The organism is Nocardia coubleae NBRC 108252 (genome assembly GCF_001612805.1).
In the GTDB taxonomy this organism is placed as follows: Bacteria; Actinomycetota; Actinomycetes; order Mycobacteriales; family Mycobacteriaceae; genus Nocardia; species Nocardia coubleae.
The window spans coordinates 402,046-424,775 of the sequence record NZ_BDBD01000018.1; the positions used below are offsets into that span (position 1 = coordinate 402,046).

Below are 22,730 nucleotides of genomic sequence, written 5' to 3' on the forward strand. Positions count from 1 at the left end.
CGTCTCCGCGCGACCACCTGTCGCACCCTGCCAAGTGGCGCGTTCAGACAAATTGCTCTTGACGCCAATTGTCGCACGGTGCCAGGATTGGCCGACGCATGCCGAGCGATGAGGAGCCCAGGTGACCGGCACCGAACTGAAACCCGAAGATGCTGCAGCCCCGGCGAATTCGATGCGATGGTGGGCGCTCGTCGTGCTCTCCGCCGCGCAGCTGATGGTGGTGCTCGACGCCACCGTCATCACCATCGCGCTGCCGTACGCCCAGCGCGACCTCGCCATCACCGACGGCGACAAACAGTGGGCCATCACCGCCTACACGCTCATCTTCGGCGGGTTGCTGCTGCTCGGCGGGCGGATGGCCGACTACCTCGGCCGCCGCCGCATCTTCCTGGTCGGCCTCGTCGGCTTCGCCGTCGCCTCGGCGCTGGCGGGCCTGGCGCAGAACACCGTGCAGTTGTTCCTCGGCCGTGGGCTCCAGGGCGCGTTCGCCGCCCTGCTCGCGCCCGCGGCGCTGTCGCTGCTGTCGGTGATCTTCACCGATGTGCGCGAACGGGCGCGCGCGTTCGCGGTGTTCGCCGGGATCACCGCCGGTGGGGTGGCGTTCGGGCTGATCGTCGGCGGCGCGCTCACCGAGTTCGCGTCCTGGCGGTGGACGTTGCTGATCAACACCCCGATCGCCCTGGTCGCGGTGGCCGGTGCGCTCGCCGTGATCGCCCGCGACATCCCCGCACCGCGCACCGGCGGCTACGACCTGCCCGGCGCCGTCACCGTGACTCTCGGTCTGGTCGCGATCGTCTACGGATTCAGCCGGGCCGCCGAGCACGGCTGGCTGGCGCCGAGCACGCTCGGACTGCTCGGTGCCGGTTCCGCGTTGCTCCTGGTCTTCGTCGTCATCGAGGCACGCTCGACGAATCCGCTGCTGCCCCTGCGCATTCCCGGGGAGATCAACCGCGGTGGTGCTTTGCTCACCGCGCTGCTGATCCCCATCGCGATGTTCGCCATGTTCCTGTTCCTCAGCTTCTACTACCAGAACACCCTCGGCTATTCGCCGCTCGAGGCGGGCATCGCGTTCCTGCCGTTCCCGATCGGCATCGGCATCGCGGCGGGCATCACCAGTTCGCTGCTGCCCAAGTTCGGCCCGCGCCCGGTGATGGTGGTCGGCGCCCTGCTCGGCGTGATCGGGCTGGTCTGGCTGGCGCAGCTGAGCTACGGCGACGGTTACGCGCTGAGCGTGCTGCCCGCCCAGGTCGTCATGGCCTTCGGCATGGGCCCGCTGTTCGTCGGTATGCAGGCCGTCGCGCTGCACCAGGTGCGCGCCGAGGATTCCGGTGTGGCCAGCGCCCTGCTCAATGCCGCCCAGCAGGTCGGCGGCGCGGTGGGGACCGCACTGCTCACCACGCTGTCGGTGCAGGCCGCCGAGCACTACGTCGCCGAGCACCCCACCGTCGACCATCTCGTCGAACGCGCCTCGATCTACAGCTACGACGTCGCCTTCTACGTCGGGGCGGGCTTCTTCCTCGCCGCCGCCGTCGTGATCGCCCTGATGATCAAGGACAAGCCGGAAAACCTGATCGAAGGCGACGAGCGCGCGACGGCCGCGCCGATTGTCGTCTGACCAGGGACGGGCAGGTCCGCGAGGCCCCCACCGGGGTTACCGCCCGGTAACCGATCGAAGGCGGATGGGGTGCGGGTGCGCGGAGTAGTTTCGAGGTGTGCCGCACAGCGGGACCTCCCGTCGCGGTGAGGTCCCGGGCAGCAGTACGCTCGTCATGTTTGCACCTACACGTCCCGCAGACAACGCGGGGCATATACGTTGTCTGTTGGAACTGCTGGGGTCCGCTCACAAGCGTGTTCGCCCGGCCGTGCAATGAGGGCACCCACCGAGGAGGACACGAAGATCCATGTCCAAGATCAAGGTTGAAGGCACCGTCGTAGAACTCGACGGCGACGAGATGACCCGGATCATCTGGCAGTTCATCAAGGACAAGCTGATCCATCCCTATCTCGACGTGAATCTCGAGTACTACGACCTCGGTATCGAGTACCGCGACAAGACAGACGACCAGGTCACCATCGACGCGGCGAACGCCATCAAGCAGCACGGCGTCGGCGTGAAGTGCGCCACCATCACCCCCGACGAAGCGCGGGTGAAGGAATTCGGTCTCAAGAAGATGTGGCGCTCGCCCAACGGCACCATCCGAAACATCCTGGGTGGCACCATCTTCCGCGCGCCGATCATCATCTCCAATGTGCCGCGCCTGGTGCCCGGTTGGACCAAGCCGATCATCATCGGCCGCCACGCGTTCGGCGACCAGTACCGCGCCACCGACTTCAAGGTCTACGAGGCGGGCACCGTCACGCTGACCTTCACCCCGGAGGACGGCAGCGAGCCGATCGTGCACGAGGTCGTGAAGATGCCCGAGGACGGCGGCGTAGTCATGGGTATGTACAACTTCAAGAAGTCCATCGAGGACTTCGCGCGGGCCTCGTTCAACTACGGCCTGCAGCAGAACTACCCGGTGTACCTCTCCACGAAGAACACCATCCTCAAGGCCTACGACGGCATGTTCAAGGACACCTTCCAGGAAGTCTTCGACGCCGAGTTCAAGGCCGAGTTCGACGCCGCGGGCCTCACCTACGAGCACCGCCTCATCGACGACATGGTCGCCTCCTCCATGAAGTGGGAGGGCGGTTACGTGTGGGCCTGTAAGAACTACGACGGCGACGTGCAGTCCGACACCGTCGCCCAGGGCTTCGGTTCGCTCGGCCTGATGACCTCGGTGCTGCTAACCCCGGACGGCAAGACCTGCGAGGCCGAGGCCGCGCACGGCACCGTCACCCGGCACTACCGCCAGCACCAGCAGGGCAAGCCGACCTCGACCAACCCGATCGCGTCGATCTTCGCCTGGACCCGTGGTCTCGAGCACCGCGGCAAGCTGGACAACACCCCCGAGGTGATCGGCTTCGCCCAAGCGCTCGAGGACGTCGTCATCAAGACCGTCGAGGGTGGGCAGATGACCAAGGACCTGGCGCTGCTCGTCGGCGGCGATCAGGGCTACCTGAGCACCGAGGAATTCCTCGGCGCGCTGGACGCCAACCTGGCTCGCACACTGAAGTGAACTCTGCGGGTTCGCGCCGCGAACCCGCCCAGCTGTGAAACGCTCGCATCGCACCCGATGCGAGCGTTTCTGCTTCAGGAGGCTCTCACCACTGCTGCTGCGCGCCGCCGTTGCAGGGATATACCTGCACGCGTCCGTTCAGCGTATGGCCGTCCAGGGTTACCGCGTCCAGACATACGCGCTGATCCAGGCCGTTGCGCAGGCTGTGGCTCGGGCCGACGATCCACTGCTGCTGCGCGCCGCCGTTGCAGGTCCATACCTGGACATGCCCGTGCAGTGTGCGCCCGTCGAGGGTCAGCGCGTCCAGACACAAACGCTGGTCGAGGCCGTTGCGCAAACTGCCGTTGGGGCCGGGAATCCACTTCTGTTGCGCGCCGCCGTTGCACGACCACACCTGTGCCCGGGCGCCGTTGGCGACGGTGCGTCCGTCCAGGGTCAGTGCGTCCAGGCAGAGGCCTGTGTTCAGGCCGTTCGGCATCGTGATCGCCGCGGCCGAACTCGCGGGCGCGAAGACCAGCGTCGCCACGGCGGCCACGACTGCCCCGGTGCCGAGCGAGCCGACGAGTCGCCGAGCCAACCGTCCAGGTCCTTTGCGTCCCGTGCGGCTGACCTCGCCAGTCGACGAATTCTTCATCTTGTCCCCTCCGATTTGCGTGTGTAGATCCGAATTACATTGCTGCTGTTGTAGTTTCGGTTCTGATGACAAAAATATAATGAGAGTGACCTGCGGGATCCTTAATGAACGCTTTCGCAGGTGCGATCCGGCGTGATCGCTGGTGTCGTCGTCGACCGCAGCCGTCGCGGGTGGGATAACTCACGGCGGTCTCGGGATGCGGTGGGATGCTCGGGCCCGTTGCATAGAAGCGTGACTTCTTCCCTCGCGACCTCCGAACGCCTCGACGCGCCACGCACCAGCTGGCATGTCCCGGCGATGCTCGCGTTGGCGCTGGGAGGGTTCGGCATCGGCACCACCGAGTTCGTCACCATGGGCCTGCTACCCGATATCGCCGCGGCCTTCGGCATCTCCGAGCCGTCGGCCGGGCACGCGGTGTCGGCGTATGCGCTCGGCGTCGTGGTGGGCGCGCCGTTGATCGCGGCGCTGTGCGCGCGGGTGCCGCGCAAGAAACTGCTCATCGTGCTGATGGCCGCGTTCACCCTCGGCAACGCGGCGACGGTGCTCGCGCCGACCTTCGGGACGCTGGTGGCGGCGCGGTTCGTGTCCGGTCTGCCGCACGGCGCCTACTTCGGTGTGGCCTCCCTCGCCGCCGCGACGCTCGCGCCTGTCGGGCAGCGGGCCAAGGCGGTGGCGGCGGTGATGCTCGGGCTCAGCGTGGCGAATGTGGTCGGTGTCCCCGGCGCGACCTGGCTCGGACAGCACTTCGGCTGGCGCGACGCCTACATCGTCGTCACCTTCATCGGCGTCGCGACCGTGGCCGCGCTGTGGCGCTACCTGCCCGCCCTGAGCGACATGAAGATCACCAACCCGATGACCGAACTCGGCGCCCTGCGCCGCCCCCAGGTGCTGCTCACCCTCGCGGTCGGCGCCATCGGCTTCGGCGGCATGTTCGCCGTGTACACCTACATCGCCACCACCATGACCGACGTCGCGGGCATGCCGATCGGTGCCGTGCCGATCGTGCTCGCCCTGTTCGGGCTCGGCATGATCGCGGGCAACATCATCGGCGGCATCCTCGCCGACCGCGGCGTCGACCGGTCGATCTTCGCCGCGATGATCGCGATGGTGGTGATCCTGGCCGGCTTCGTCCTCGCCGCCCACAACCCGATCACCGCCGCCGTCGGCGCCTTCCTCGTCGGCGCCTCCGGCGCGGCCCTGGCCCCCGGCCTGCAAACCCGCCTCATGGACGTCGCCGCCGACGCCCAAACCCTCGCCGCCGCCCTCAACCACGCCGCCCTCAACATCGCCAACGCCGCGGGCGCCTGGCTCGGCGGCCTCGTCATCGCCGCGGGCCTCGGCTACACCGCCCCCGCCCTCGTCGGCGCCGTCCTCGCCGTCGCAGGCGTGGCCCTCTTCACCGCCACCGTCCTCCTGGCACGCCGCACCACCCCCAACACGCCGTAACCGATTCCGCGCGGAATACCTTGCGGCATACGGTGCTCCGCATGCCGAGCTACCTCCACGAGGGTTTGCTTGATCTGTTCCGCACCGACGCTCTGCTGGCACCGACGTTGCTGGCAGATGAGTTCGGCATCCCACTACCCGGCTTGTCCCGGATGCGGGCCGAGTCGTGCGACTTCACCGATATCGGGCCGAAGGAGTTCCGCGGCGATCTCGCACTCAGCACCCACGACGATCGCGATCTGCCGGTGCTCGGGGTCTGTGTCGAGGTCCAGTTGGCGGCCGACGATGTTCGGCGCTGGAAGTGGCCGGTCTACCTGACCACATTGCGGTCCAGATTGTGCTGTCCCGTGGTGCTGTTGGTGGTGACGCCGAACAGGAAGGTGGCGAAGTGGGCAGAACAGCCGATCGAGCTCGACAATGTCGGATCCGTCGTCCAGCCGCTGGTGCTAGGTCCCGACCGCTTCCCGGTAGTGACCGACCCCGACGAAGCCCGACGCCGTCCCGAGCGCGCGACATTGTCGGCTATCGCCCACGGTGCGGGGCCGCATATGGAGGAGGTCCTCGCCGCCTTCCTCGCCGGCCTGATGAAAACCGACGACGAACATGCGAAAATGTATCTTGATCTGGTCGACGACGCGTTGACCCTCGCGGCAAGCCGACGCCTGGAGGACCTCATGAAAAGCACTCCCGAGTACCGCGGCCGCATCGCCACCAAGTACGTGGCAAGCGAACGTGCGCACGCTGTGCTCACCGTGCTGACTGCCCGAGGACTCGAGCTTTCAGCGGCGCAACGCGCCCAGCTCGCCGCGTGCACGGATTTGGAACAGCTCGACGCTTGGTTGACCGAGGCTGCCACCGCAACGCGCACCGATGAACTTTTCAGCTGAGGTGTGCCCGTTCGAAGAAGCCGATGAGTACCGGGCTGAGGGACATGCGCAAGGGCGGATTATCCAAGCTGCGCAGAACGTTCTGACGGTGCTTACCTCGCGGCGGCTGGAGTTGTCGGCGCAGCAGCGCGAGCAGCTTGCCGCATGCACCGATCTCGATCAGCTGGAAGCCTGGCTGTTGCAGGCCGTCACAGCAACCAGCGCAGACGAATTATTCGGCTGAATCCCGGATCTGCCCGGGCGGAGTCGAGCCCGCCCGGGCAGGTGCGGATTCAGGCGGGGCAGACGGCGGCGGAGCCGCACTGGAGCTGGCGGAAGAGGTCGGCGAAGTCATCGAGGATGGCGCTGCCGGAGGTTGCTCCGCCCGGGGCGGGCTCGCCGGGGGCGACCACGGGGGCGAGGGGAGCCGCGGTGGCGGGGCCTGCGGTGAGGACTGCTCCGAATGCCAGTGCGGTGATGCCCGCGGCGACCAGCTTGGTGAACGACATGGTGGATCCTGTTCGGTTCTCGATGGTGGATAGCGGTTCGCAGTCTCGCATATTTGACCGATCAGTCTCAATAGATACGAGACGGAAAACATTGCAACCAAGTAGCTTTCGACATAACCGGAACGAACAGTATGCTTTGACGACTCACGATCGCAGGTCGGCGACGGCAACTCCGGCGCGGAAATCGCAGGTGAGGCAGGGTCGTTCGGTGCCGGGCAGGCGAGCGGACGGTTCGCGCTGTATATGATCCACTCGCTGTGCTCGGGGGGAAGATCTCATGGAGACCCCGCGCGTCTTTCAACAGGAGGGGTTGTCCGTGCGAAACCGAATTGCGCTGTGCGCCACCGTCGTGGCCACGGGAATGCTGCTGGCCGGATGTCAGGAGGAACTGCCGAGCGGCAAGCCCGCCACGCCGTCGTCCACCACGACGAGCGCCCAGGCGCCTGCCACGCCGAACGCCGACGGCGTGCTGAACCCAGGCGACACGGGCAAGCTCGAATCCGGTGTCGAGCTGTCGATCCTGAAGGTCGAGGCCGACGAGGTGGAGCGCGAGGGCACCGTGTCGGTGTTCACCTTCCAGCTCAACAACACGGGAAAGACCACGCTCGACAACTGGTCGCGTCCCACCCTGGTGTACGGCGCCGACGGCACCGCCGCCGAATACGTGCTGTCGCTGGACAAGAAGTACCAGTACGGCATGGAGGGCAAGCTGCCGCCCGGGTCCAAGCAGACCATCAAGATCGCCTACGCGGTGCCGGTCGACAAGCTGAACCCCGCGGTCATCACCTCCGAAGAGCTGATCTGGCGCGGCGACTTCAGTAAGTACAACAAGGGCTGACCACCTCCGCCGGCCGGATCGACAGATCCGGTCGGCGTCGCCGCCCCGACTGGCTAGCGTGGGTGGATGGAATCGCACTACGAAACGTGCCCGTCGACAGGGCAGCCGTCATGAGCACCATCCTCATCACCGGTGCCAGCTCGGGGCTCGGCGCGGAGATGGCCCGCCAGTTCGCGGCCCTCGGCTACGACCTCGGCCTGTGCGCCCGCCGCACCGAGCGCCTCGACGAGCTGCGCACCGAGATCCTCGCCGAACACCCCGACCGGGTCGTCTCGGTGAAACAGCTCGATGTCACCGACGACACTGCTGTGTTCACCGTCTTCGACGAGTTCGCCGACGAGTTCGGCACCATCGACCGGGTGATCGTCAACGCGGGACTCGGCAAGGGCGCACCGCTGGGTACCGGTAAGCATGCGGCCAACCGTGAAACCGCCGTGGTGAATTTCCTTGCGGCGCTGGCCCAAACCGAGGCGGCCATGAAGATCTTCCGCGCTCAGGGCAGGGGTCATCTGGTGATGATCTCCTCGATCTCCGGCCTGCGTGGAATGCCCAAAACCCTCACCACCTATGCCGCGACCAAGGCCGGAATTGCCGCACTCGCCGAGGGGCTACGCGCCGAAGCCGTTCCTGGCGTGGATGTCTCGGTGATCTATCCCGGCTATATCCGCTCGGAGATGAACGACCGCATCAAACACGAACCGAAGTTCATGGTCGACACCGAAACCGGCGTACGCGCCATGGTCGCGGCGATCGAGAAGCGCCGCGCCAAGGCGTATGTCCCCAGTTGGCCGTGGGTGCCCCTGGGCTACGCCCTACGCGTCCTGCCATCGCGTGTCGTGCGCAAAATGCTCTGAATACCACGAAGGCCGTGCGGGCAGAAGCCCGCACGGCCTTTGATGACGGATCAGTGCTGGCGAGGCAGCAGGTGCACGCCGTGCTTGTCCGTCGACAACGCCAGCGACGAGATGTACTGGATCTCGCCCTCAGGCCCGGGGACGGCCGAGGCGATCATGTCGGGACGCTCGAACTCCAGGCCGGTGACGTGGCAGGGGAGTAGTTCGCCCGAGGGGTTGCCGTGTTCGTCGAACATGGGGGTCTCGATGCCGTCGTCGGAGCGGCGCAGGTAGTACTTGCCCTTGGTCGCCAGCGCGGTGAGCGGGGTGGCGATGAACGACACGAGGACCGCGACCAGCGGGGAGTACGGCTTCAGCAGCTCACCGAACAGCCCGAAGAAGGTCATGATCGACAGCAGCGCCGACAACCCGAAACCGACCAGGCCAACGGGGTTGAAGTCGTAGAGCATGCCGCGCCGGAATTCCGGCACCTTCGGCGAGATCTTCAGCAGGTACTTGTTGACCGCGATGTCGGTGGCGACGGTGACGATCCAGGCGATGCCGCAGTTGGCGTAGAAGCCGAGGATGCTGTTGAGGAAGTCGAACATGTTGGCTTCCATCAGGATCAGCGCGACGACCAGGTTCACCACGAGGAACACCAGGCGACCGGGGTAGGTCTTGGTGACACGGGTGTAGGAGTTGGTCCAGGCCAACGAGCCGGAGTAGGCGTTGGTGACATTGATCTTCACCTGGCTGATCACCACGAGCACCACCGCGAGCGTCATGGCAAGCCAGCCGGGAACCATATCGCGGTAGATCTCCAGGAACTGGTGCACCGGCTGGTTCGCGATCGACTGCGCCGCGGGCAGATTCGCGATCAGATACACCGCGAGGAACAGGCCGACCACCTGCTTGGCCGCACCGAACAGCACCCAGCCGGGCCCGGCCAGCAGCATCCAGCCCCACCACTTGGCCCGGTTCTCCGGGGTGCGCGGCGGCATGAAGCGCAGGTAGTCGATCTGCTCGGCGATCTGGGCGATCAGCGACAGGCACACACCGGCGGCCAGCAGCGCACCGGACACGCTCACACCCTGGCCGTCCTTACCGCCGTAGGCGAAGAACGAACCGACCGATTCGGGGTGGCGAACCAGCAGGAACCCGAACGGCGCGACCATCAGCAACAGCCACAGCGGCGTGGTCCACACCTGCAATTTGGCCAGGGTGTTCATGCCGTAGATGACCAGCGGGAAGATGATGACCGTCGAGGCGAGATACCCCAGCCACAACGGAATTCCGAGCCCTAATTCCAGGCCCTGCGCCATGATCGAACCTTCGAGCGCGAAGAAGATGAAGGTGAACGAGGCGAACACGATATTGGTGATCACCGACCCGTAGTAACCGAATCCGCTACCGCGCGTGATCAGGTCGAGATCGATGTTGTAGCGCGCCGCGTAATAGGCGAGCGGAAAGCCGGTGAGCATCACCACGACGGCGAAGATACCGATGCCGATCAGGGCGTTTCCGGTGCCGTGCGCGATGCCGATATTGGCGCCGATCGCGAAATCCGCCAGATACGCGATGCCGCCGAGCGCGGAGATGCCGACGACCGCCGGACTCCATTTTCGGTAGCTCCGGGGGGCGAAGCGCAGCGTGTAGTCCTCGAGTGTTTCTTTGGCGGCGGTATCTACTCCGGCCATTTACCTCTCTCCTTCATCCGCTGCCGCTCGAATTCGGCGACTCACCGACGGTCGTGCACGGATGTAGACGGGTATTTTCCGATTCGTTACGCCGCTGTTACGTACCGTGAGGGTGACCGGGGTCACCGAAACCATCCACACCGAAACAAGCACGGATGTATGTTTCGCAGAGGCCGAACGTCAGGAGCGAACAGTGTTCGAGTGGTCCGAAACCGATCTGATGATCCGCGATGCCGTGCGGACCTTCATCGACAAGGAGGTTCGCCCGCACCTCGACGCGCTCGACAGCGGCGAGATGCTGCCGTACCCGATACTGCGAAAGCTGTTCAGCCAGTTCGGCATCGACACCATGGCCGAGGACATGGTCACCAAGATGCTCGCCAAGGAGGAGAGCGGAGAGGGTGGCGGGAGCAAGCGCGGCCCGTTCGGCGATCAGCAGTCGATGATGGCGGTGCTCATCAGCGAATTGTCCGGGGTGTGTATGGGTTTGGTGTCCGCGCTCGGGGTGAGCATCGGCCTGGGCGCCACCACCATCATGTCGCGTGGCACGCTCGCGCAGAAGCAGCGCTGGCTCGCCGACATCGTGACTCTGCGCAAGGTGGCCTCCTGGGCGATCACCGAACCCGACTCCGGCTCGGACGCGTTCGGCGGCATGAAGACTCGCGTCGAACGCGACGGTGAGGACTACATCCTCAACGGACAGAAGACCTTCATCACCAACGGCCCGTGTGCCGACGTGATCATCGTCTACGCCAAGCTCGACGAGGGCGACGGTGCCGACAAGCGTGATCGCAAGGTGCTCACCTTTGTGCTCGACAAGGGCATGGAGGGCCTCACCCAGGGCAAACCGTTCAAGAAGATGGGCCTGCACTCCTCACCCACCGGCGAACTGTTCTTCGACAACATCCGGCTCGGTAAGGACCGGCTGCTCGGCGAGACCGAGGACCACCGCAGTGGCGACGGAAGGGAAAGCGCCCGAGCGAGTTTCACCGCCGAGCGGATCGGTGTGGGCTTCATGGCGCTCGGCGTGATCGAGGAATGCCACCGACTGTGTGTGGATTACGCGCGCAACCGCACCCTGTGGGGTCAGGAGATCGGGCGCTTCCAGCTGATCCAGCTCAAGCTGGCCAAGATGGAAGTCGCGCGGATCAATGTGCGCAACATGGTGTTCAACGTGCTCGAGCGCAGTAAGGCCGGTAAGCCGCCGAGCCTGGCCGAGGCCTCGGCGATGAAGCTGTACTGCTCCGAGGCCGCCACCGAGGTGGCGATGGAGGCCGTGCAGCTGTTCGGCGGCAACGGGTACATGAGCGAGTACCGCGTCGAACAGCTCGCCCGCGACGCCAAGTCGCTGATGATCTACGCGGGCAGCAACGAGATCCAGGTGACCCACATCGCCAAGGGCCTGCTCGCGCGCTGATCACACCGCGCGCAGGTGCCCCCGGCTGGCGTAGATGTGCTCGGCGATGAGCGTCGCGATCCGGTCGGGGGCCTCCAGCATCGGTACGTGCCCCACCCCGTGTACCAGGATGCGATCCGCCGACGCGGGCAGTTCGCGCAGGTAGTGGGTGGCGTAGACGCTGTTGGGGATGATCCGGTCGTACTCGGCGAGCAGCATGCGGATGGGTGTTTCCAGCTCGGCGAGGTCGTCCATGCCGGGCGCGCGCAGGCTGCCGAGGATCAGCGGCACGATCACGTCGCAGTGCAGTGCGGCGATGAGCGTGGTGACCAGTTCGTGGCGTGGCACGGCTCCGGTGCGTTTGGTCAGCAGCAGCGCCGTGGCGTGCTGCACCAGCCGGTTGTTGAGCGCGACGTCACCGAGACGCCTGCCGACCGCGATGAACGGCAGCAGCGACGCGAACTTGACGCCGATCCTGATCTGAGTGATCGAGGGCGAGGCCCAACCGCCCGCCGCCGCGATGGTGGTGAGGGTGCGGGCCCGGCCGCGTCGCGCGAGCTCGAGACCCACCCAGCCGCCGAGCGAATTCCCCGCGATATGGCAGGTGCGCCAGCCCAATTCGTCGAGCTGGTCCTCGATCTGGTCGGCCAGGGCGTACACGTCGAGCGTCCAGCCCTCGACCTTCGGCCCACCCCAGTGCCCGGCGAACGCGGGCGCGTACACCTCGCAGTGGGCGGCCATGCGGTGGGCGACCTGCTCCCAACAGTGTGGCGACAACATGAATCCGTGCAACAGCAGCACCGGGTCGCCGGACCCGAGATGCAGGGCCGCGACCGGCTCCGGGCGGGCGGGGGACTTGGCGGTGCGTGACGTCATCGTCATCACCCCTTCCTGGACGACAGTGTCCTGTTACCCGAGGTTACGCGGGGGAACCGCCGAGCGCGGGCTGTTGCCGGGCCGGCGATCACAACGTTCGCGCCGCCGGGTTGTTCCCCTACACGTTCGGGAATACCCGCCGATGTACCGTCCTACGCGTGGCAATCATTCTCTCGACCGTGAACGTCAACGGTGTCCGCGCGGCGGCGACCAAAGGCATGCTCGCCTGGCTCGACGCCACCGAAGCCGACATCGTCTGCCTGCAGGAGACCAGGGCCACCGACGCGCAAACCGCCGCCGCGCTGGCTCCCGCACTCGCGGCCGGGTGGGTGCTCACCCATGCCGAACCGGAGTCGAAGGGTCGTGCCGGTGTCGGCATCCTGTCGCGGCGCGCGCCCGACGCGGTGCGGATCGGTTTCGGCAGCACCGAGTTCGCCGCGTCGGGGCGCTACCTCGAGGCCGACTTCGGCGAGCTCACCGTGGCGAGTGTGTACGTGCATTCGGGCGAGGAGAACACGCCCAAGCAGGACGAGAAGTACCGCTTCATGGCCGAACTCGGCGCCTACCTGAAGACTCGGACCGGCGAGTTCGTGGTGAGCGGTGACTGGAACATCGCGCCCGCCGAGGTGGACCTGAAGAACTGGAAGGGCAACCAGAAGTCGGCGGGCTTCCTGCCCCAGGAACGTGCCTGGATCGCCGAACTGCTCGCCGCGGGCTACGTCGACGTGGTCCGCGCCCTGCACCCCGATGTCGCGGGCCCGTACAGCTGGTGGTCCTACCGCGGCCGCGCCTTCGACAACGACTCCGGTTGGAGAATCGATTACCAGCTCGCCCGAGGTGAACTCACCGGCCGCGCCAAGCAGGCCGTCGTCGAACGCGCCGCCGCCTACGACCAGCGCTGGTCCGACCACGCGCCGGTTACTGTGCAATACCGATGAACATCTCACGGAAAACTCTCGGTCTGCTCGGCGGACTCGTCCTTGTCCTCGCCGCGCTCGGTCTGACGCTGTTCGGTGGTCGCGGTTCGGATACGACCACGGCGGCGACCACCACCCGCGCGGTCGCGTCGTCGACCGCGCCGAAACCCGCGGCCCCTGCGGCGAAACCGTCGGCGAATCCGTCTGCGGCGCCGGTCACGAAGGTGGCGGGGGTCCCGGATCGGGCCTATGCCACGCTCGTCGAGATCGATGCGGGGCGCTGGCCGGATTCGGCGAACGCGCCCGGCACCAAGGGTGGCGAGCAGTTCATGAACCGGGGAACCAAACTGCCGCCCAAGGATTCGGCGGGCAATCCGGTGAAGTATCAGGAATGGGATGTGAATCCCAAGCAGCGCAACCGTGGTCGCGACGCGGAACGCATCGTCACCGGCAGCGACGGCAGCGCCTGGTACACCGGTGACCACTACGAAACGTTCACGAGGATGCGCTGATGCCGATGACGCTGTCGCAGTTCCTTGCCCGCCCACCCGCCGACGCGCCCGCCGCGGCCGACGCACCGGTGCTCGGCGCCATGGCGGTGGATGCCAACCAGTTCAGCGCCATCCGCTACGACGCCCCCGCCGACTATCGCGTGCGCGAACTGCGCGGCACCAAGATGCGCGATGTCACCACCCTGTTCGACGAGTTCGCGGCCGCCTTCCAGTTCCCGTACTACTTCGGCGCGAACAAGGACGCCTTCGACGAATGCCTGCGCGACCTCGACGATTTCGTCGGCGACGCACCCGGTTACGTCGCGGTTGTCCGCACCGCCGACGACCTGCTGGCCGACGAGCCCACCGAACGCGCCTGGTTCGAGGCGGCCATGCGCGATTGCGCCGCCTACTGGTCGCGTCGCGATGTGGTGTTCCGTGTTGTCCTGCAAGGCGACCCGGTTACCTTCGGTGCGGTAGCGATCAGCGGATGATGCCGAGGGAATTGGCGTCTCCCGCCGGCTGATCGGCCCGCTTAACGTTGCCGCCGGTGCGGCCGATTCGAGGCCGCCGGTGAGGAGAACACGATGAAGCGAGTACTGGCGAGTGCGGGCGTTGTGGCCGCGATCATGGCGGCGGGCCCCGGAATCGCGGCGGCCGGGGCGGCGGTGGCGCCGGTGGCGGGCCCCGCGGTCGGTTCCACCGAGGATTTCCCCGGTGCCGCCCTGCTCCAGGCACTCGGACTCGGGTCCTCACAGCCGTGCGACGGCATCATGCTCGACACGTGCGTGCCGACCGGGCCCGCGAGCGCGCAGCAGGCCATCGCGCAACCGGTCGCCGACAGCGGGTCGGGGCTGCTGAATCAGGACATCAATTCGATGGTGGGCTACGCGCTTCTCTGGCTGGGCAACGGATCGTCGGAGCCGTGCGTCAGCTTCGGCCCGAACTGCGCTTGGGAATGAAACGCGGCGTGTGAATCCGGCGCGCCCTAGCGATAACGCCCGGCCAGGTCGTCGCCGAGTAGGACGAAGACGTCGGTGATCTGGTCGATCAGTTCCGCGCGGGTCAGGTCGAGATCGCCCGCGAGCCACGTCGTCAGGGTTTGGGTCAGGCCTCCGACGAGGTAGATCGCGCGGAAATCGACCAGGTTCTGCGGCACGTCGCCGCCGTAGAAGCCGGTGCCCTCGGCGGCGACGAGCCGGGCGAACGCGCGAACCGTTCGCGCGGTGCGCGCGCGGAGTTCGGGCGTGGCCATGCCGGCGATGAGTGCGGCGCGGGCCTTGCGTGGGTCGTCGAGCAGAACCGCCACGCCCGCCTCGATCGCCGCGTGCGCCTGGGCGCGGCTGTCGGGCGGCGCACCGGCGAGGGCCGCCATGATGGCGGCGGCCAATTCCTCGGCAATGCGATCGAGCAGTGCTTCCAGCACGCTCTCGCGTCGTTCGAAATTCTCGTAGTAGTAGCGCTCGTTGAGGCCGGCGCGGGCACACAGCCCCGCGACGGTGAGTTTGGCCTGCCCGTCCTCGGCGAGGATGTCGAGCGCCGCGTCCAGCAGCGCTGTGCGGCGCTGCGCCTGGCGTTGTTCGGCGGAGACGCCCCCGTATGTCCGTTGTGCAGCCACGGGCTCCATTGTGCTGCCACCGTCCGTTCGCGGGTGTTTTGGTAGAGACTCTTGCCAGATTACCAATTCTGGAGGATTCTATTGCCAGATGCACTCGACGAGGAGGCGCGACATGGCCGCACGGCAGGGCGAACCCGGATATTTCGCCGACGATTCGATGATTCGCAGGGTGATGAGCAAGCGCGCGGTCGGCGTCACCTACGGCCTGCGCGCCCTGGTCATCGGCGCGGTCCACCCACTGCTGTTCGTCGGGACCAGCGAGCACACGGCCCACCGGGCGACCCCCTACACGCGGCTGGCTGTCACCGGCGCCCTGTTCGAATCGGTCTTCCTCGGCAGCAAGGCCGAGGCCGACCGGGCGCTCGCCTTCACCCGGCGCAAGCACGAGCGGGTGGTCGGCGCGCTGCCCGAGGACGCGGGTCCGCACCACCGGGCGGGCACTGCCTACGCGGCCCTCGACCCGCACCTGATGTTCATGACCATGGCCTTCACCTTCGATTCCGCCGAGGTGATGTACGACCGGCTGGTCCGCGAACTCACCCCGACCGAACGCGAGGACCTCTACCAGGACTACGTGCGCTGGGGCGAGCTGTTCGGCATGCCACGCGAGGCCGCCCCCGCCGACTACCCGGCCTTCCGCCGCTACTTCGACGACTACCTAGACTCGGCCGAACCGTTCCTCACCGACGAAGCCGAGCTGGTGGGCTCCTACCTGGCCGGTCATCGCAAGGCCTACCGGTTGCGCCCACCCGTCGAACAGGTCGGCAGCGCGCTGTATCTGCTGGTCCAGGGCAGTCTGCCTTCGCGAATCCGGCGGATGTACGGCATCGAGTGGGACATCGCCGACGAGCTCGCCCACCGCGCCCTGTGCCGCAGCATCCGCACCGCGCACCTCGCACCGCCGCTGGCACCCCGCGTGCTCGCCGGTGCGCTCGCCGGCCGGAGCACCCCGTCCTATCAGCTGCTGGCCCGCCGCGAACAGCACATGATCCGGCAGGGGAAGCCGAGCATGCCGGGTGTCGATCCACGCAACTGGGTGCAGCGAAATTCCGCTTGAGGGCCGTGGAAAGATTGGGGGCATGTCCAGTCCTGCCCCGGCCGCGACGGCCGAACGTAAGCAGCGGGTGCTGTCGGGCATCCAGCCCACCAGTGACTCCTTCCACCTCGGCAACTACCTGGGTGCGCTGCAGTACTGGGTGACGATGCAGGACGACTACGACGCGCTGTACTTCATCCCCGACCTGCACGCCATCACCGTCAGCCAGGATCCGAAGGCGCTGCGCGCGCGGACCAAAGCCGCTGTCGCCCAGCTGCTCGCCCTCGGTATCGACCCCGAGAAGTCGACCCTGTTCGTGCAGAGCCAGGTGCCCGAGCACGCCGAGCTGTCGTGGGTGCTCAGCTGCATCACCGGTTTCGGCGAGGCGGGCCGGATGACGCAGTTCAAGGACAAGTCCGCCAAGCAGGGCGCCGAGAACGCGACCGTCGGCCTGTTCACCTATCCGGTGCTGATGGCCGCCGACATCCTGCTCTACCGCCCGCATCAGGTGCCCGTCGGCGAGGATCAGCGCCAGCACCTCGAGCTCACCCGAAACCTGGCCCAGCGCTTCAACACCCGCTTCAAGAAGACCTTCGTCGTGCCCGAGCCGCACATCGTGAAGGGCACCGCCAAGATCTACGACCTGCAGGATCCGACCGCGAAGATGAGCAAGTCCGCGGCCAGCGACGCCGGGCTCATCAATCTGCTCGACGATCCGAAGGTCACCGCGAAGAAGGTGCGCTCGGCCGTCACCGACACCGGCCGCGAGATCGTCTACGACCCCGACACCAAGCCGGGCGTGAGCAACCTGCTGGTGATCCTCAGTTCGCTCACCGAAACCCCGATCGTCAGCTTGGAACAGAATTTCGCGGGTAAAGGCTACGGTGAGCTCAAGGCCGAAGTGGCCGACGCGCTGGTCGAATTCGTGACGCCCGTGCAGAAGAAGGTGAAGGACTATCTGTCGGATCAGGCAGAGCTGGACCGGATCCTGGCTTCCGGGGCCGAGCGGGCGCGTGAGATCGCAGGCAACACACTTGCCCAGGTGTACGACCGGGTCGGCTTCCTCGCTCGCTGACCCGGTGCGCACCTGAGGTTTCGGCTGAAGAGGGGCGCGTGTCATGCAGTTGATCGACAACATCTCGGCCACTGTCGAGAAGCAGGTCAAGAGCAGGCCTTGGCTGGATCATCTGGTCCGGGCCGGTGGGCGGTTCCAGCGTCAGCGCGGTGACTACTTTGCCGCGGGCATCACGTATTTCACTGTGCTTTCGCTGTTTCCGCTGTTGATGGTGGCATTCTCGATCGCGGGTTTCATTCTCGCCGGGCAACCGGACCTGCTGAACGAGCTGCAGGGCAAGGTGATCGAGAAGACGGGCACCTTCGGTGATCAGATCAACGAGCTGATCGACCAGGCGATCGGCTCTCGCGGCACCGTCGGTGTGCTGGGTTTGCTGACCGGTCTCTACACCGGTCTCGGCTGGATCGCGAACCTGCGTGCGGCGCTCACCGAGCAGTGGGAGACCCAGACTCCCGACAAGCCGTGGTGGCGGGAGAAGCTGTCGGACCTCGGCGCGCTGTTCGGTCTGTTCCTCGCCCTCGTCGTGTCGCTCGGCCTGTCGACGGTCGCCAACAGCGGACTCGCCGCGAAGCTGCTGAAATCCGTTGGTCTCGACGGTGTCCCCGGCGCCTCGGTGGTGTTGTCGATCGTGTCGATAGCGCTGGGGATGCTCGCCTCCTGGGCGGTGTTCGCCTGGGTGATCGCCCGGCTACCGCGCGAACCGGTGTCGCTGCGCAGCGCGGCGAAGGCGGCGGCCATCGCCGCGGTGGCATTCGAGATCTTCAAGTTCGTCGGTGCCATCTACCTGCGGATGGTGCTGTCGAGCCCGGCGGGTGCCACCTTCGGTTCGATCATCGGTCTGATGGTCTTCAGCTACATCACCTTCCGCATCCTGCTGTTCGCCACCGCGTGGGCGGCGACCTCGTCGGACAACGACCACACCGAGATCGCCCCGCCCGCCCCGGTCGTCATCCAGCCGCGCGTGGTCGACAAGAACCTGTCCACCGGTGCCGGTGCGGCCGCCTTCGGCGCGGGCGCGCTCGCCGCCCTGGCCCTCGTCGTGTTCGGCCGCCGCCGGTAGCTCAGCGACTGCGCCAGGCGCGGCGGGCCAGGAACAGCAGGGTGAGGATCAGGACCGGGCCCGCGACGAGCGCGGCGATGCGCGCCCCTTCATGGGCGGACCGCGAGACCTCCGGCCGACTGCCGTCGGCGCGCGGCGGGGGTGAGGCGAGCGGGACGCTCGGCTGGATCATGTCGTCGCCCACTTCGGGGAGCTTGCCGATGCGCGCGTCGGAGTCGAGGGCGAAGCCGTAGTCGAGCAGGCGTGCGGCCTGCTCCCAGGGGCGGATGGGTCGCACGTCGGCCTGCAACAGGGTGACCACGAGGCGGTGTCCGTCGCGTTCGGCGGCGGCCACGAAGGTCTGGCGGGCGTCGTCGGTGAAGCCGGTCTTGCCGCCGATGGCGCCGGGGTAGTTGTAGAGCAGCTGGTTGTCGTTGCCGATGGGGAAGCCGGGGTGGTCCTCGTCGCCGGGGATCCTCGGGTCGGCGGGGTAGCCGGGGAAGTCGACCTGTTCGGTGTGGATGAACTCGGCGAACAGCGGGATCGACATCGCCTCCCGGAACAGCACCGACAGGTCGTAGGCGGAGGTGCTCATCCCGGGGCCGTCGAGGCCCGACGGGGTGGCGGCGCGAGTGTCCATGGCGCGCAAGGACTTCGCGAGGTCGTTCATCTTCGCCACGGCCGCCTTGTCGCCACCGAGCTGGGTGGCGATGGCGTGTGCGGCGTCGTTGCCGGAGCACATGATGAGGGCCTGCATGAGCTGACGGTTGGTGTAGCGGCCGCCTGGCCCGATGCCGACCCGGGTGCCGTCCACATCGGCGTCGGCCTGGGTGCCGATCACCACCTTGTCCAGATCGAGGGTGCGCAGGGCGACGATGGCCAGGGCCACCTTGATCGTGCTGGCCGGTCGATAGCGGCCGTGCGGGTCCTTGGCGGCCAGCACGCGTCCGGTGTCGAGGTCCGACACCATCCACGCGGTCGCCGAGATATCGGCGGGCAGCGGAGTAGCGCCGACCGGCAGCACCACGCCGCATTCGCCGAGCCGGTCGCCGCCGATCGGTTTGTCGGGAACCGGCAGTTCGGCGGGTGCCGATTCGCCCGGCGCCGGGACCTCCGAGGAGTCGATCGGGGCCGGTGGCCTGGTCTTCTGCGGGCAGCCGTCGGTGTTCGGCGTGGTGAACGGGGTGGTGGTGGTCGAGCCGGTGGGGCTGGGCTGGGCCTGTGCGGGACCGAGCGTGAGAGCGGCCGCGGTGGCGGCGGCGCCGAGGAAGCAGGCGGCGCGCACGCCGTGTTCGCGGATCTTCATCAGCGCAGAGCCTAGCGAGCCGACACGCCGATTTCCCGTCGAGCCCGTCCGTCTATTGACACTGACCTCTAAATGAGAGTTACTAACAAATGATAGTAGCTCTCATTATTGGAGGAGATATGCGAACCGACGACACCCGCCGCTGGCTGGCGCTCGGAGCGCTCGCCGTGGCGATGCTCACCATCGGACTCGACGTCACCGTGCTGACGGTGGCTATTCCCACCCTCGCCGTCGACCTCGACGCGAATACCGCTGCGCTGCAATGGTTCAGCAGCGCCTACACGCTGGCCCTCGCCGCGTTGATGCTGCCCGCGGGCGCGCTTGGCGACCGCTACGGGCGCAAGAAGATCCTGCTGTGCGCGCTCGTGCTGTTCGGCCTCGCCTCGCTGGGCTGTGCCTTCGCGACCACCGCCGGGCAGCTCATCGCCGCGCGCGTGGTGCTCGGGGTCGCCGCGGCGGCGATGATGCCGCTGTCGATGGCGGTGATCCCGGTGCTGTTCAGCGACCAGGGGCAACGCCAGCGCGCGCTCACGGTGTGGGTTACCTCGACCGCCCTCGGGTTGCCGCTCGGCCCCGTGGTCGGTGGCTGGCTGCTGCGCAACTACTGGTGGGGTTCGGTCTTCCTCATCAATGTGCCGCTGGTGATCCTCGGCACGCTCGCCGTCATCTTTCTCGTACCGGAATCGCGCGGCGACAAGGCCTTTCGCATCGACCTGCCCGGTGCCGTGCTGGCGGCGCTCGGAATGCTCGGGCTCACCTACGGTTTCATCCGGATCGGCGAATACGGATGGGGTGAGCCGGCAGCCTGGGCGATGATCGTCGCGGGCCTCGGTGCACTCGCCGCGTTCGGGTGGTGGCAGCGGAGGGCCGCACATCCGCTGATCGATACGGCGCTGTTCGCATCGTCCGGATTCCGGTGGGGCACAGCGATTTCGCTGATGGTCAGCTTCGCCATGTTCGGCATGTTCTTCACCGTGCCGCAGTACTTCCAGGCCGTCCTCGGCGTCGACGCGCTCGGCAGCGGACTGCGGTTGCTGCCGATGATCGGCGGCCTGGTGATCGGCAGCAGGCTGGTGGATCTGCTGTTGCCTCGCTGGGGTATCCGGTCGGTGCTCGTCGCCGGGTTCCTCGTGCTCGCGGTCGGCATCGGTCTCGGCGCGCTCACCCGGGTCGACAGCGGTTACGGACTCACCGCCACGTGGACGACGATCCTCGGCGCGGGCATGGGAATGGTGATGCCCGCGGCCATGGGGTTGGCGATGAGCGAGCTCGACACCGCGCGATCCGGCTCGGGTTCGGCTCTGCTGCAGGCACTTCGGCAGGCGGGCGGCACGATCGGTGTCGCCGTGCTCGGCACCGTGCTCGCCACCGTCTACCGCGCCGATCTCGGCGAGCTCAACCGGCCGCCGATCTCCGACGGAGTCAATGCGGGAGTCACCGCGACCGCACACGACCCCGTCGCGCTGCGGGAGGTGCGGCACGCCTTCGTGCTCGGCATGGACACCATGCTCGGTGTGTGCGCGGTGGGATGTCTGCTCGCGGCTGTCCTGGTGGCGCTGGTCTTCGGGCGGCGCCACTCCGTGACAGCCGACGATGCGGCAGAATCGCTGCATGTCGGTTGAGACGTCGTTGCGCGCGCGGAAGAAGGAGCGGACCCGTCGAACCATCCGGCTCGAGGCGTTCCGCCTGTTCCGGGAGCAGGGCTACACCGAGACGACCGTCGAACAGATCGCCGCGGCCGCCGAGGTCTCCCCGAGCACCTTCTTCCGCTACTTCCCGACCAAGGAACAGCTCGTCATGGCCGACGACCAGGATGCGCTGATGATCGAGGCGCTGGCGGCGCAGCCACGGGGTCAGAACCCGCTCACCGCGGTCCGCCGGGCCACCGAGGCGGTGTACGCGTCGATGTCGGCCGAGGATGCCGCCTTCGAACAGGAACGGCAGAAGCTGCTCTACCACCTGCCGGAACTGCGCTCGGCGGTCGGCTTGGAGTTCCAGCGAAGCATCGACCTGGCCGCTCAGCTGCTCGCCGACTACACCGGCCGCCCCGTCGACGACTTCGAGGTGCGAGTCGCGGCGGGGGCGATGGTCGGTGCGATGCTCGGCATCGTCACCACCGGACCGGTCGACGCGACCAAGGTCGGCCACGCCCTCGACCTGCTCGAGGCGGGCCTGCCGTTCGACGACGACAGGCCCACGAGCTCCTAGTCGGCCTTGCCGTGCTGCACGGGGCAGCCGTGCGCCAGCGGGCCGAGCAGCTGGTTGTTGTCGTAGAAGTGCTCGAGCTCGACGATGCGCAGGTCCTCGGTGACGCGGGCGATGGTCACGCCGTACATCTCGATCTGCTCACCGGTGGGCTGGTGGCCCTTGTACTCGCCGTCGTACTTGCCCCAGTGCCGCCAGCGGAAGCTCACCGTCGGCGGGCCCGACAGCACCTCGAGCACCTCCCAGAAGAAGCCGCCGGGGAAGGCGGTGTGGAAGATCTTGTGCGAGGACTCGAAGGTCTCGTTCGCCGACTCGTAGTACGGGTTGTCGCCGATCAGGATGTTGTAGCTGCCGATCCGCGCGAATTCCTCCGCGTCCTGCCACACACCGCCGTTGACCCGGCCGCGGTACTGCTCGGCGACCACCGACAGCCAGGTGGCGGGGTCGGCCTTGTGCGAGACCTCCATCTCGAAGACCTTCACCAGGTCCTCGACGATGGCCTCGAGCGAACCGGGCGCGTGCTGGGCGACGCGCTCGCGGGGGATCACCTCGTGGCTCAGTTCGTAGTCGGGAACGTTGCCGCGCCACTGGTCGGGGGTCGCCGCGGCGATCACCGCCTCGCGGCCCTGCAGCCACAGCGGGGCCTCCGGCTCGGGATTCTGATCGTCGCGCGTATCAGTCACGTCCACAGTCATATTCGGTCTACCCGACCCTTTCGCAAAGCTTGAAGAACGGGTCGAACCTACCGCCGCGACTTTGCCCGCGCGCACCCTGGTCCCATTATGTGAGACGCATCGGAATTGCCAAGTATATTCTGCGCCAACGGTTT

General features: G+C 67.0%; 24 protein-coding genes. 17 read left to right on the forward strand and 7 right to left on the reverse strand.

Going from position 1 to position 22,730, the window contains the following annotated elements:
• The first annotated feature begins 121 nt into the window (after positions 1-121).
• Positions 122-1,615 carry an MFS transporter gene (locus NCO8_RS18900; RefSeq protein WP_067490844.1) on the forward strand — a complete coding sequence of 498 codons (1,494 nt, stop codon included), beginning with the start codon at positions 122-124 and terminating at the stop codon, positions 1,613-1,615.
• A gap of 286 nt (positions 1,616-1,901) precedes the next feature.
• Entirely contained in the window at positions 1,902-3,119 is a 1,218-nt protein-coding gene (locus NCO8_RS18905) for an NADP-dependent isocitrate dehydrogenase (protein WP_067641320.1), read from the forward strand.
• Between the two features lie 85 nt (positions 3,120-3,204).
• Here the strand turns inward: NCO8_RS18905 and NCO8_RS18910 are convergent, their stop codons facing one another.
• A complete protein-coding gene (locus NCO8_RS18910) occupies positions 3,205-3,753 on the reverse strand; it encodes a ricin-type beta-trefoil lectin domain protein (protein ID WP_084457286.1) in 549 nt (182 codons plus the stop codon).
• A gap of 231 nt (positions 3,754-3,984) precedes the next feature.
• On the opposite strand from NCO8_RS18910, the gene NCO8_RS18915 reads away from it, so the two are divergent.
• Genes NCO8_RS18915 through NCO8_RS18925 form a run of 3 tightly spaced genes read left to right on the forward strand, consistent with a single transcriptional unit; the run spans position 3,985 to position 6,309 of the window.
• The gene (locus NCO8_RS18915) at positions 3,985-5,199 is read left to right on the forward strand and encodes an MFS transporter (protein WP_376739954.1); all 1,215 of its coding nucleotides are present in this window, start codon (positions 3,985-3,987) and stop codon (positions 5,197-5,199) included.
• Between the two features lie 41 nt (positions 5,200-5,240).
• Positions 5,241-6,086, forward strand: a complete 846-nt coding sequence (locus NCO8_RS18920; protein WP_157104972.1) for a hypothetical protein — start codon at positions 5,241-5,243, stop codon at positions 6,084-6,086.
• On the forward strand, positions 6,070-6,309 hold the full coding sequence (locus NCO8_RS18925) for a hypothetical protein (protein ID WP_157104973.1): 240 nt from the start codon (positions 6,070-6,072) through the stop codon (positions 6,307-6,309). The genes NCO8_RS18920 and NCO8_RS18925 overlap by 17 nt, the downstream gene beginning before the upstream one ends.
• 49 nt (positions 6,310-6,358) lie before the next feature.
• Here the strand turns inward: NCO8_RS18925 and NCO8_RS18930 are convergent, their stop codons facing one another.
• Positions 6,359-6,574, reverse strand: coding sequence for a hypothetical protein (locus NCO8_RS18930; protein ID WP_067490838.1), 216 nt, complete (start codon positions 6,572-6,574; stop codon positions 6,359-6,361).
• 316 nt (positions 6,575-6,890) lie between these two features.
• On the opposite strand from NCO8_RS18930, the gene NCO8_RS18935 reads away from it, so the two are divergent.
• Both NCO8_RS18935 and NCO8_RS18940 read left to right on the forward strand, forming a co-directional pair.
• Complete coding sequence (locus NCO8_RS18935) at positions 6,891-7,412, forward strand: hypothetical protein (protein WP_133733978.1); 522 nt, start codon at positions 6,891-6,893, stop codon at positions 7,410-7,412.
• 110 nt (positions 7,413-7,522) lie between these two features.
• The gene (locus tag NCO8_RS18940) at positions 7,523-8,266 is read left to right on the forward strand and encodes an SDR family oxidoreductase (RefSeq protein WP_067641330.1); all 744 of its coding nucleotides are present in this window, start codon (positions 7,523-7,525) and stop codon (positions 8,264-8,266) included.
• A 50-nt stretch (positions 8,267-8,316) separates the two neighbouring features.
• Here the strand turns inward: NCO8_RS18940 and NCO8_RS18945 are convergent, their stop codons facing one another.
• Positions 8,317-9,942: a purine-cytosine permease family protein gene (locus NCO8_RS18945; protein ID WP_067641332.1), complete on the reverse strand. Its 1,626-nt coding sequence runs from the start codon at positions 9,940-9,942 to the stop codon at positions 8,317-8,319.
• A gap of 193 nt (positions 9,943-10,135) precedes the next feature.
• On the opposite strand from NCO8_RS18945, the gene NCO8_RS18950 reads away from it, so the two are divergent.
• Positions 10,136-11,359: an acyl-CoA dehydrogenase family protein gene (locus tag NCO8_RS18950; protein ID WP_067641617.1), complete on the forward strand. Its 1,224-nt coding sequence runs from the start codon at positions 10,136-10,138 to the stop codon at positions 11,357-11,359.
• On the opposite strand, the gene ephH is transcribed toward NCO8_RS18950, so the two are convergent.
• Positions 11,360-12,220 (reverse strand): epoxide hydrolase EphH, encoded by an 861-nt coding sequence (gene ephH / locus NCO8_RS18955; RefSeq protein WP_245655419.1) that lies wholly within the window; start codon positions 12,218-12,220, stop codon positions 11,360-11,362.
• Positions 12,221-12,372: 152 nt separating this feature from the next.
• Here ephH and NCO8_RS18960 point away from each other — a divergent pair, with 152 nt between their 5' ends.
• The 4 genes from NCO8_RS18960 to NCO8_RS18975 all read left to right on the forward strand — a co-directional run bounded on the left by NCO8_RS18960 (position 12,373) and on the right by NCO8_RS18975 (position 14,584).
• Entirely contained in the window at positions 12,373-13,152 is a 780-nt protein-coding gene (locus NCO8_RS18960) for an exodeoxyribonuclease III (protein WP_067641334.1), read from the forward strand.
• Positions 13,149-13,643 carry a guanyl-specific ribonuclease gene (locus NCO8_RS18965; RefSeq protein WP_067641336.1) on the forward strand — a complete coding sequence of 165 codons (495 nt, stop codon included), beginning with the start codon at positions 13,149-13,151 and terminating at the stop codon, positions 13,641-13,643. Before NCO8_RS18960 ends, NCO8_RS18965 begins: the two co-directional genes overlap by 4 nt.
• Positions 13,643-14,116, forward strand: a complete 474-nt coding sequence (locus tag NCO8_RS18970) for a barstar family protein (protein WP_067641338.1) — start codon at positions 13,643-13,645, stop codon at positions 14,114-14,116. Before NCO8_RS18965 ends, NCO8_RS18970 begins: the two co-directional genes overlap by 1 nt.
• Positions 14,117-14,209: 93 nt before the next feature.
• Positions 14,210-14,584, forward strand: coding sequence for a hypothetical protein (locus tag NCO8_RS18975; RefSeq protein WP_157104974.1), 375 nt, complete (start codon positions 14,210-14,212; stop codon positions 14,582-14,584).
• Positions 14,585-14,610: 26 nt separating this feature from the next.
• On the opposite strand, the gene NCO8_RS18980 is transcribed toward NCO8_RS18975, so the two are convergent.
• On the reverse strand, positions 14,611-15,249 hold the full coding sequence (locus NCO8_RS18980) for a TetR/AcrR family transcriptional regulator (RefSeq protein WP_067641341.1): 639 nt from the start codon (positions 15,247-15,249) through the stop codon (positions 14,611-14,613).
• Positions 15,250-15,352: 103 nt separating this feature from the next.
• Between NCO8_RS18980 and NCO8_RS18985 the strand changes: the two genes are divergently transcribed.
• From NCO8_RS18985 to yhjD, 3 genes are read left to right on the forward strand one after another with little or no spacing between them, the layout of a single operon-like run.
• Positions 15,353-16,297, forward strand: a complete 945-nt coding sequence (locus NCO8_RS18985) for an oxygenase MpaB family protein (RefSeq protein ID WP_067641343.1) — start codon at positions 15,353-15,355, stop codon at positions 16,295-16,297.
• A gap of 22 nt (positions 16,298-16,319) precedes the next feature.
• Positions 16,320-17,351, forward strand: a complete 1,032-nt coding sequence (gene trpS / locus NCO8_RS18990; protein WP_067641345.1) for a tryptophan--tRNA ligase — start codon at positions 16,320-16,322, stop codon at positions 17,349-17,351.
• Between the two features lie 43 nt (positions 17,352-17,394).
• Positions 17,395-18,411, forward strand: coding sequence for an inner membrane protein YhjD (yhjD, locus tag NCO8_RS18995; RefSeq protein ID WP_067641347.1), 1,017 nt, complete (start codon positions 17,395-17,397; stop codon positions 18,409-18,411).
• A 1-nt stretch (position 18,412) separates the two neighbouring features.
• On the opposite strand, the gene NCO8_RS19000 is transcribed toward yhjD, so the two are convergent.
• The gene (locus NCO8_RS19000; protein ID WP_067641349.1) at positions 18,413-19,696 is read right to left on the reverse strand and encodes a D-alanyl-D-alanine carboxypeptidase family protein; all 1,284 of its coding nucleotides are present in this window, start codon (positions 19,694-19,696) and stop codon (positions 18,413-18,415) included.
• Between the two features lie 119 nt (positions 19,697-19,815).
• On the opposite strand from NCO8_RS19000, the gene NCO8_RS19005 reads away from it, so the two are divergent.
• Both NCO8_RS19005 and NCO8_RS19010 read left to right on the forward strand, forming a co-directional pair.
• Positions 19,816-21,318, forward strand: a complete 1,503-nt coding sequence (locus tag NCO8_RS19005; RefSeq protein ID WP_067641351.1) for an MFS transporter — start codon at positions 19,816-19,818, stop codon at positions 21,316-21,318.
• On the forward strand, positions 21,308-21,904 hold the full coding sequence (locus tag NCO8_RS19010) for a TetR family transcriptional regulator (protein ID WP_067641353.1): 597 nt from the start codon (positions 21,308-21,310) through the stop codon (positions 21,902-21,904). Before NCO8_RS19005 ends, NCO8_RS19010 begins: the two co-directional genes overlap by 11 nt.
• Here the strand turns inward: NCO8_RS19010 and NCO8_RS19015 are convergent.
• Entirely contained in the window at positions 21,901-22,584 is a 684-nt protein-coding gene (locus NCO8_RS19015; protein WP_225282035.1) for an ester cyclase, read from the reverse strand. The two genes, NCO8_RS19010 and NCO8_RS19015, sit on opposite strands and share 4 nt — an antisense overlap.
• Between the last annotated feature and the right edge of the window lie 146 nt (positions 22,585-22,730).

Bases quoted from the DNA above. Each gene is read 5' to 3' on its own strand.
- NCO8_RS18985 (WP_067641343.1), top strand. From the start codon at position 15,353: ATGGCCGCACGGCAGGGCGAACCCGGATATTTCGCCGACGATTCGATG.
- NCO8_RS18930 (WP_067490838.1), bottom strand. From the start codon at position 6,574: ATGTCGTTCACCAAGCTGGTCGCCGCGGGCATCACCGCACTGGCATTC.
- NCO8_RS19000 (WP_067641349.1), bottom strand. From the start codon at position 19,696: ATGAAGATCCGCGAACACGGCGTGCGCGCCGCCTGCTTCCTCGGCGCC.
- NCO8_RS19010 (WP_067641353.1), top strand. From the start codon at position 21,308: ATGTCGGTTGAGACGTCGTTGCGCGCGCGGAAGAAGGAGCGGACCCGT.
- NCO8_RS18945 (WP_067641332.1), bottom strand. From the start codon at position 9,942: ATGGCCGGAGTAGATACCGCCGCCAAAGAAACACTCGAGGACTACACG.
- NCO8_RS19005 (WP_067641351.1), top strand. From the start codon at position 19,816: ATGCGAACCGACGACACCCGCCGCTGGCTGGCGCTCGGAGCGCTCGCC.
- NCO8_RS18970 (WP_067641338.1), top strand. From the start codon at position 13,643: ATGCCGATGACGCTGTCGCAGTTCCTTGCCCGCCCACCCGCCGACGCG.
- yhjD (WP_067641347.1), top strand. From the start codon at position 17,395: ATGCAGTTGATCGACAACATCTCGGCCACTGTCGAGAAGCAGGTCAAG.
- NCO8_RS18975 (WP_157104974.1), top strand. From the start codon at position 14,210: ATGAAGCGAGTACTGGCGAGTGCGGGCGTTGTGGCCGCGATCATGGCG.
- NCO8_RS18925 (WP_157104973.1), top strand. From the start codon at position 6,070: ATGAACTTTTCAGCTGAGGTGTGCCCGTTCGAAGAAGCCGATGAGTAC.
- ephH (WP_245655419.1), bottom strand. From the start codon at position 12,220: ATGACGATGACGTCACGCACCGCCAAGTCCCCCGCCCGCCCGGAGCCG.
- NCO8_RS18905 (WP_067641320.1), top strand. From the start codon at position 1,902: ATGTCCAAGATCAAGGTTGAAGGCACCGTCGTAGAACTCGACGGCGAC.
- NCO8_RS18910 (WP_084457286.1), bottom strand. From the start codon at position 3,753: ATGAAGAATTCGTCGACTGGCGAGGTCAGCCGCACGGGACGCAAAGGA.
- NCO8_RS18980 (WP_067641341.1), bottom strand. From the start codon at position 15,249: ATGGAGCCCGTGGCTGCACAACGGACATACGGGGGCGTCTCCGCCGAA.
- NCO8_RS18920 (WP_157104972.1), top strand. From the start codon at position 5,241: ATGCCGAGCTACCTCCACGAGGGTTTGCTTGATCTGTTCCGCACCGAC.
- NCO8_RS18940 (WP_067641330.1), top strand. From the start codon at position 7,523: ATGAGCACCATCCTCATCACCGGTGCCAGCTCGGGGCTCGGCGCGGAG.
- trpS (WP_067641345.1), top strand. From the start codon at position 16,320: ATGTCCAGTCCTGCCCCGGCCGCGACGGCCGAACGTAAGCAGCGGGTG.
- NCO8_RS18965 (WP_067641336.1), top strand. From the start codon at position 13,149: ATGAACATCTCACGGAAAACTCTCGGTCTGCTCGGCGGACTCGTCCTT.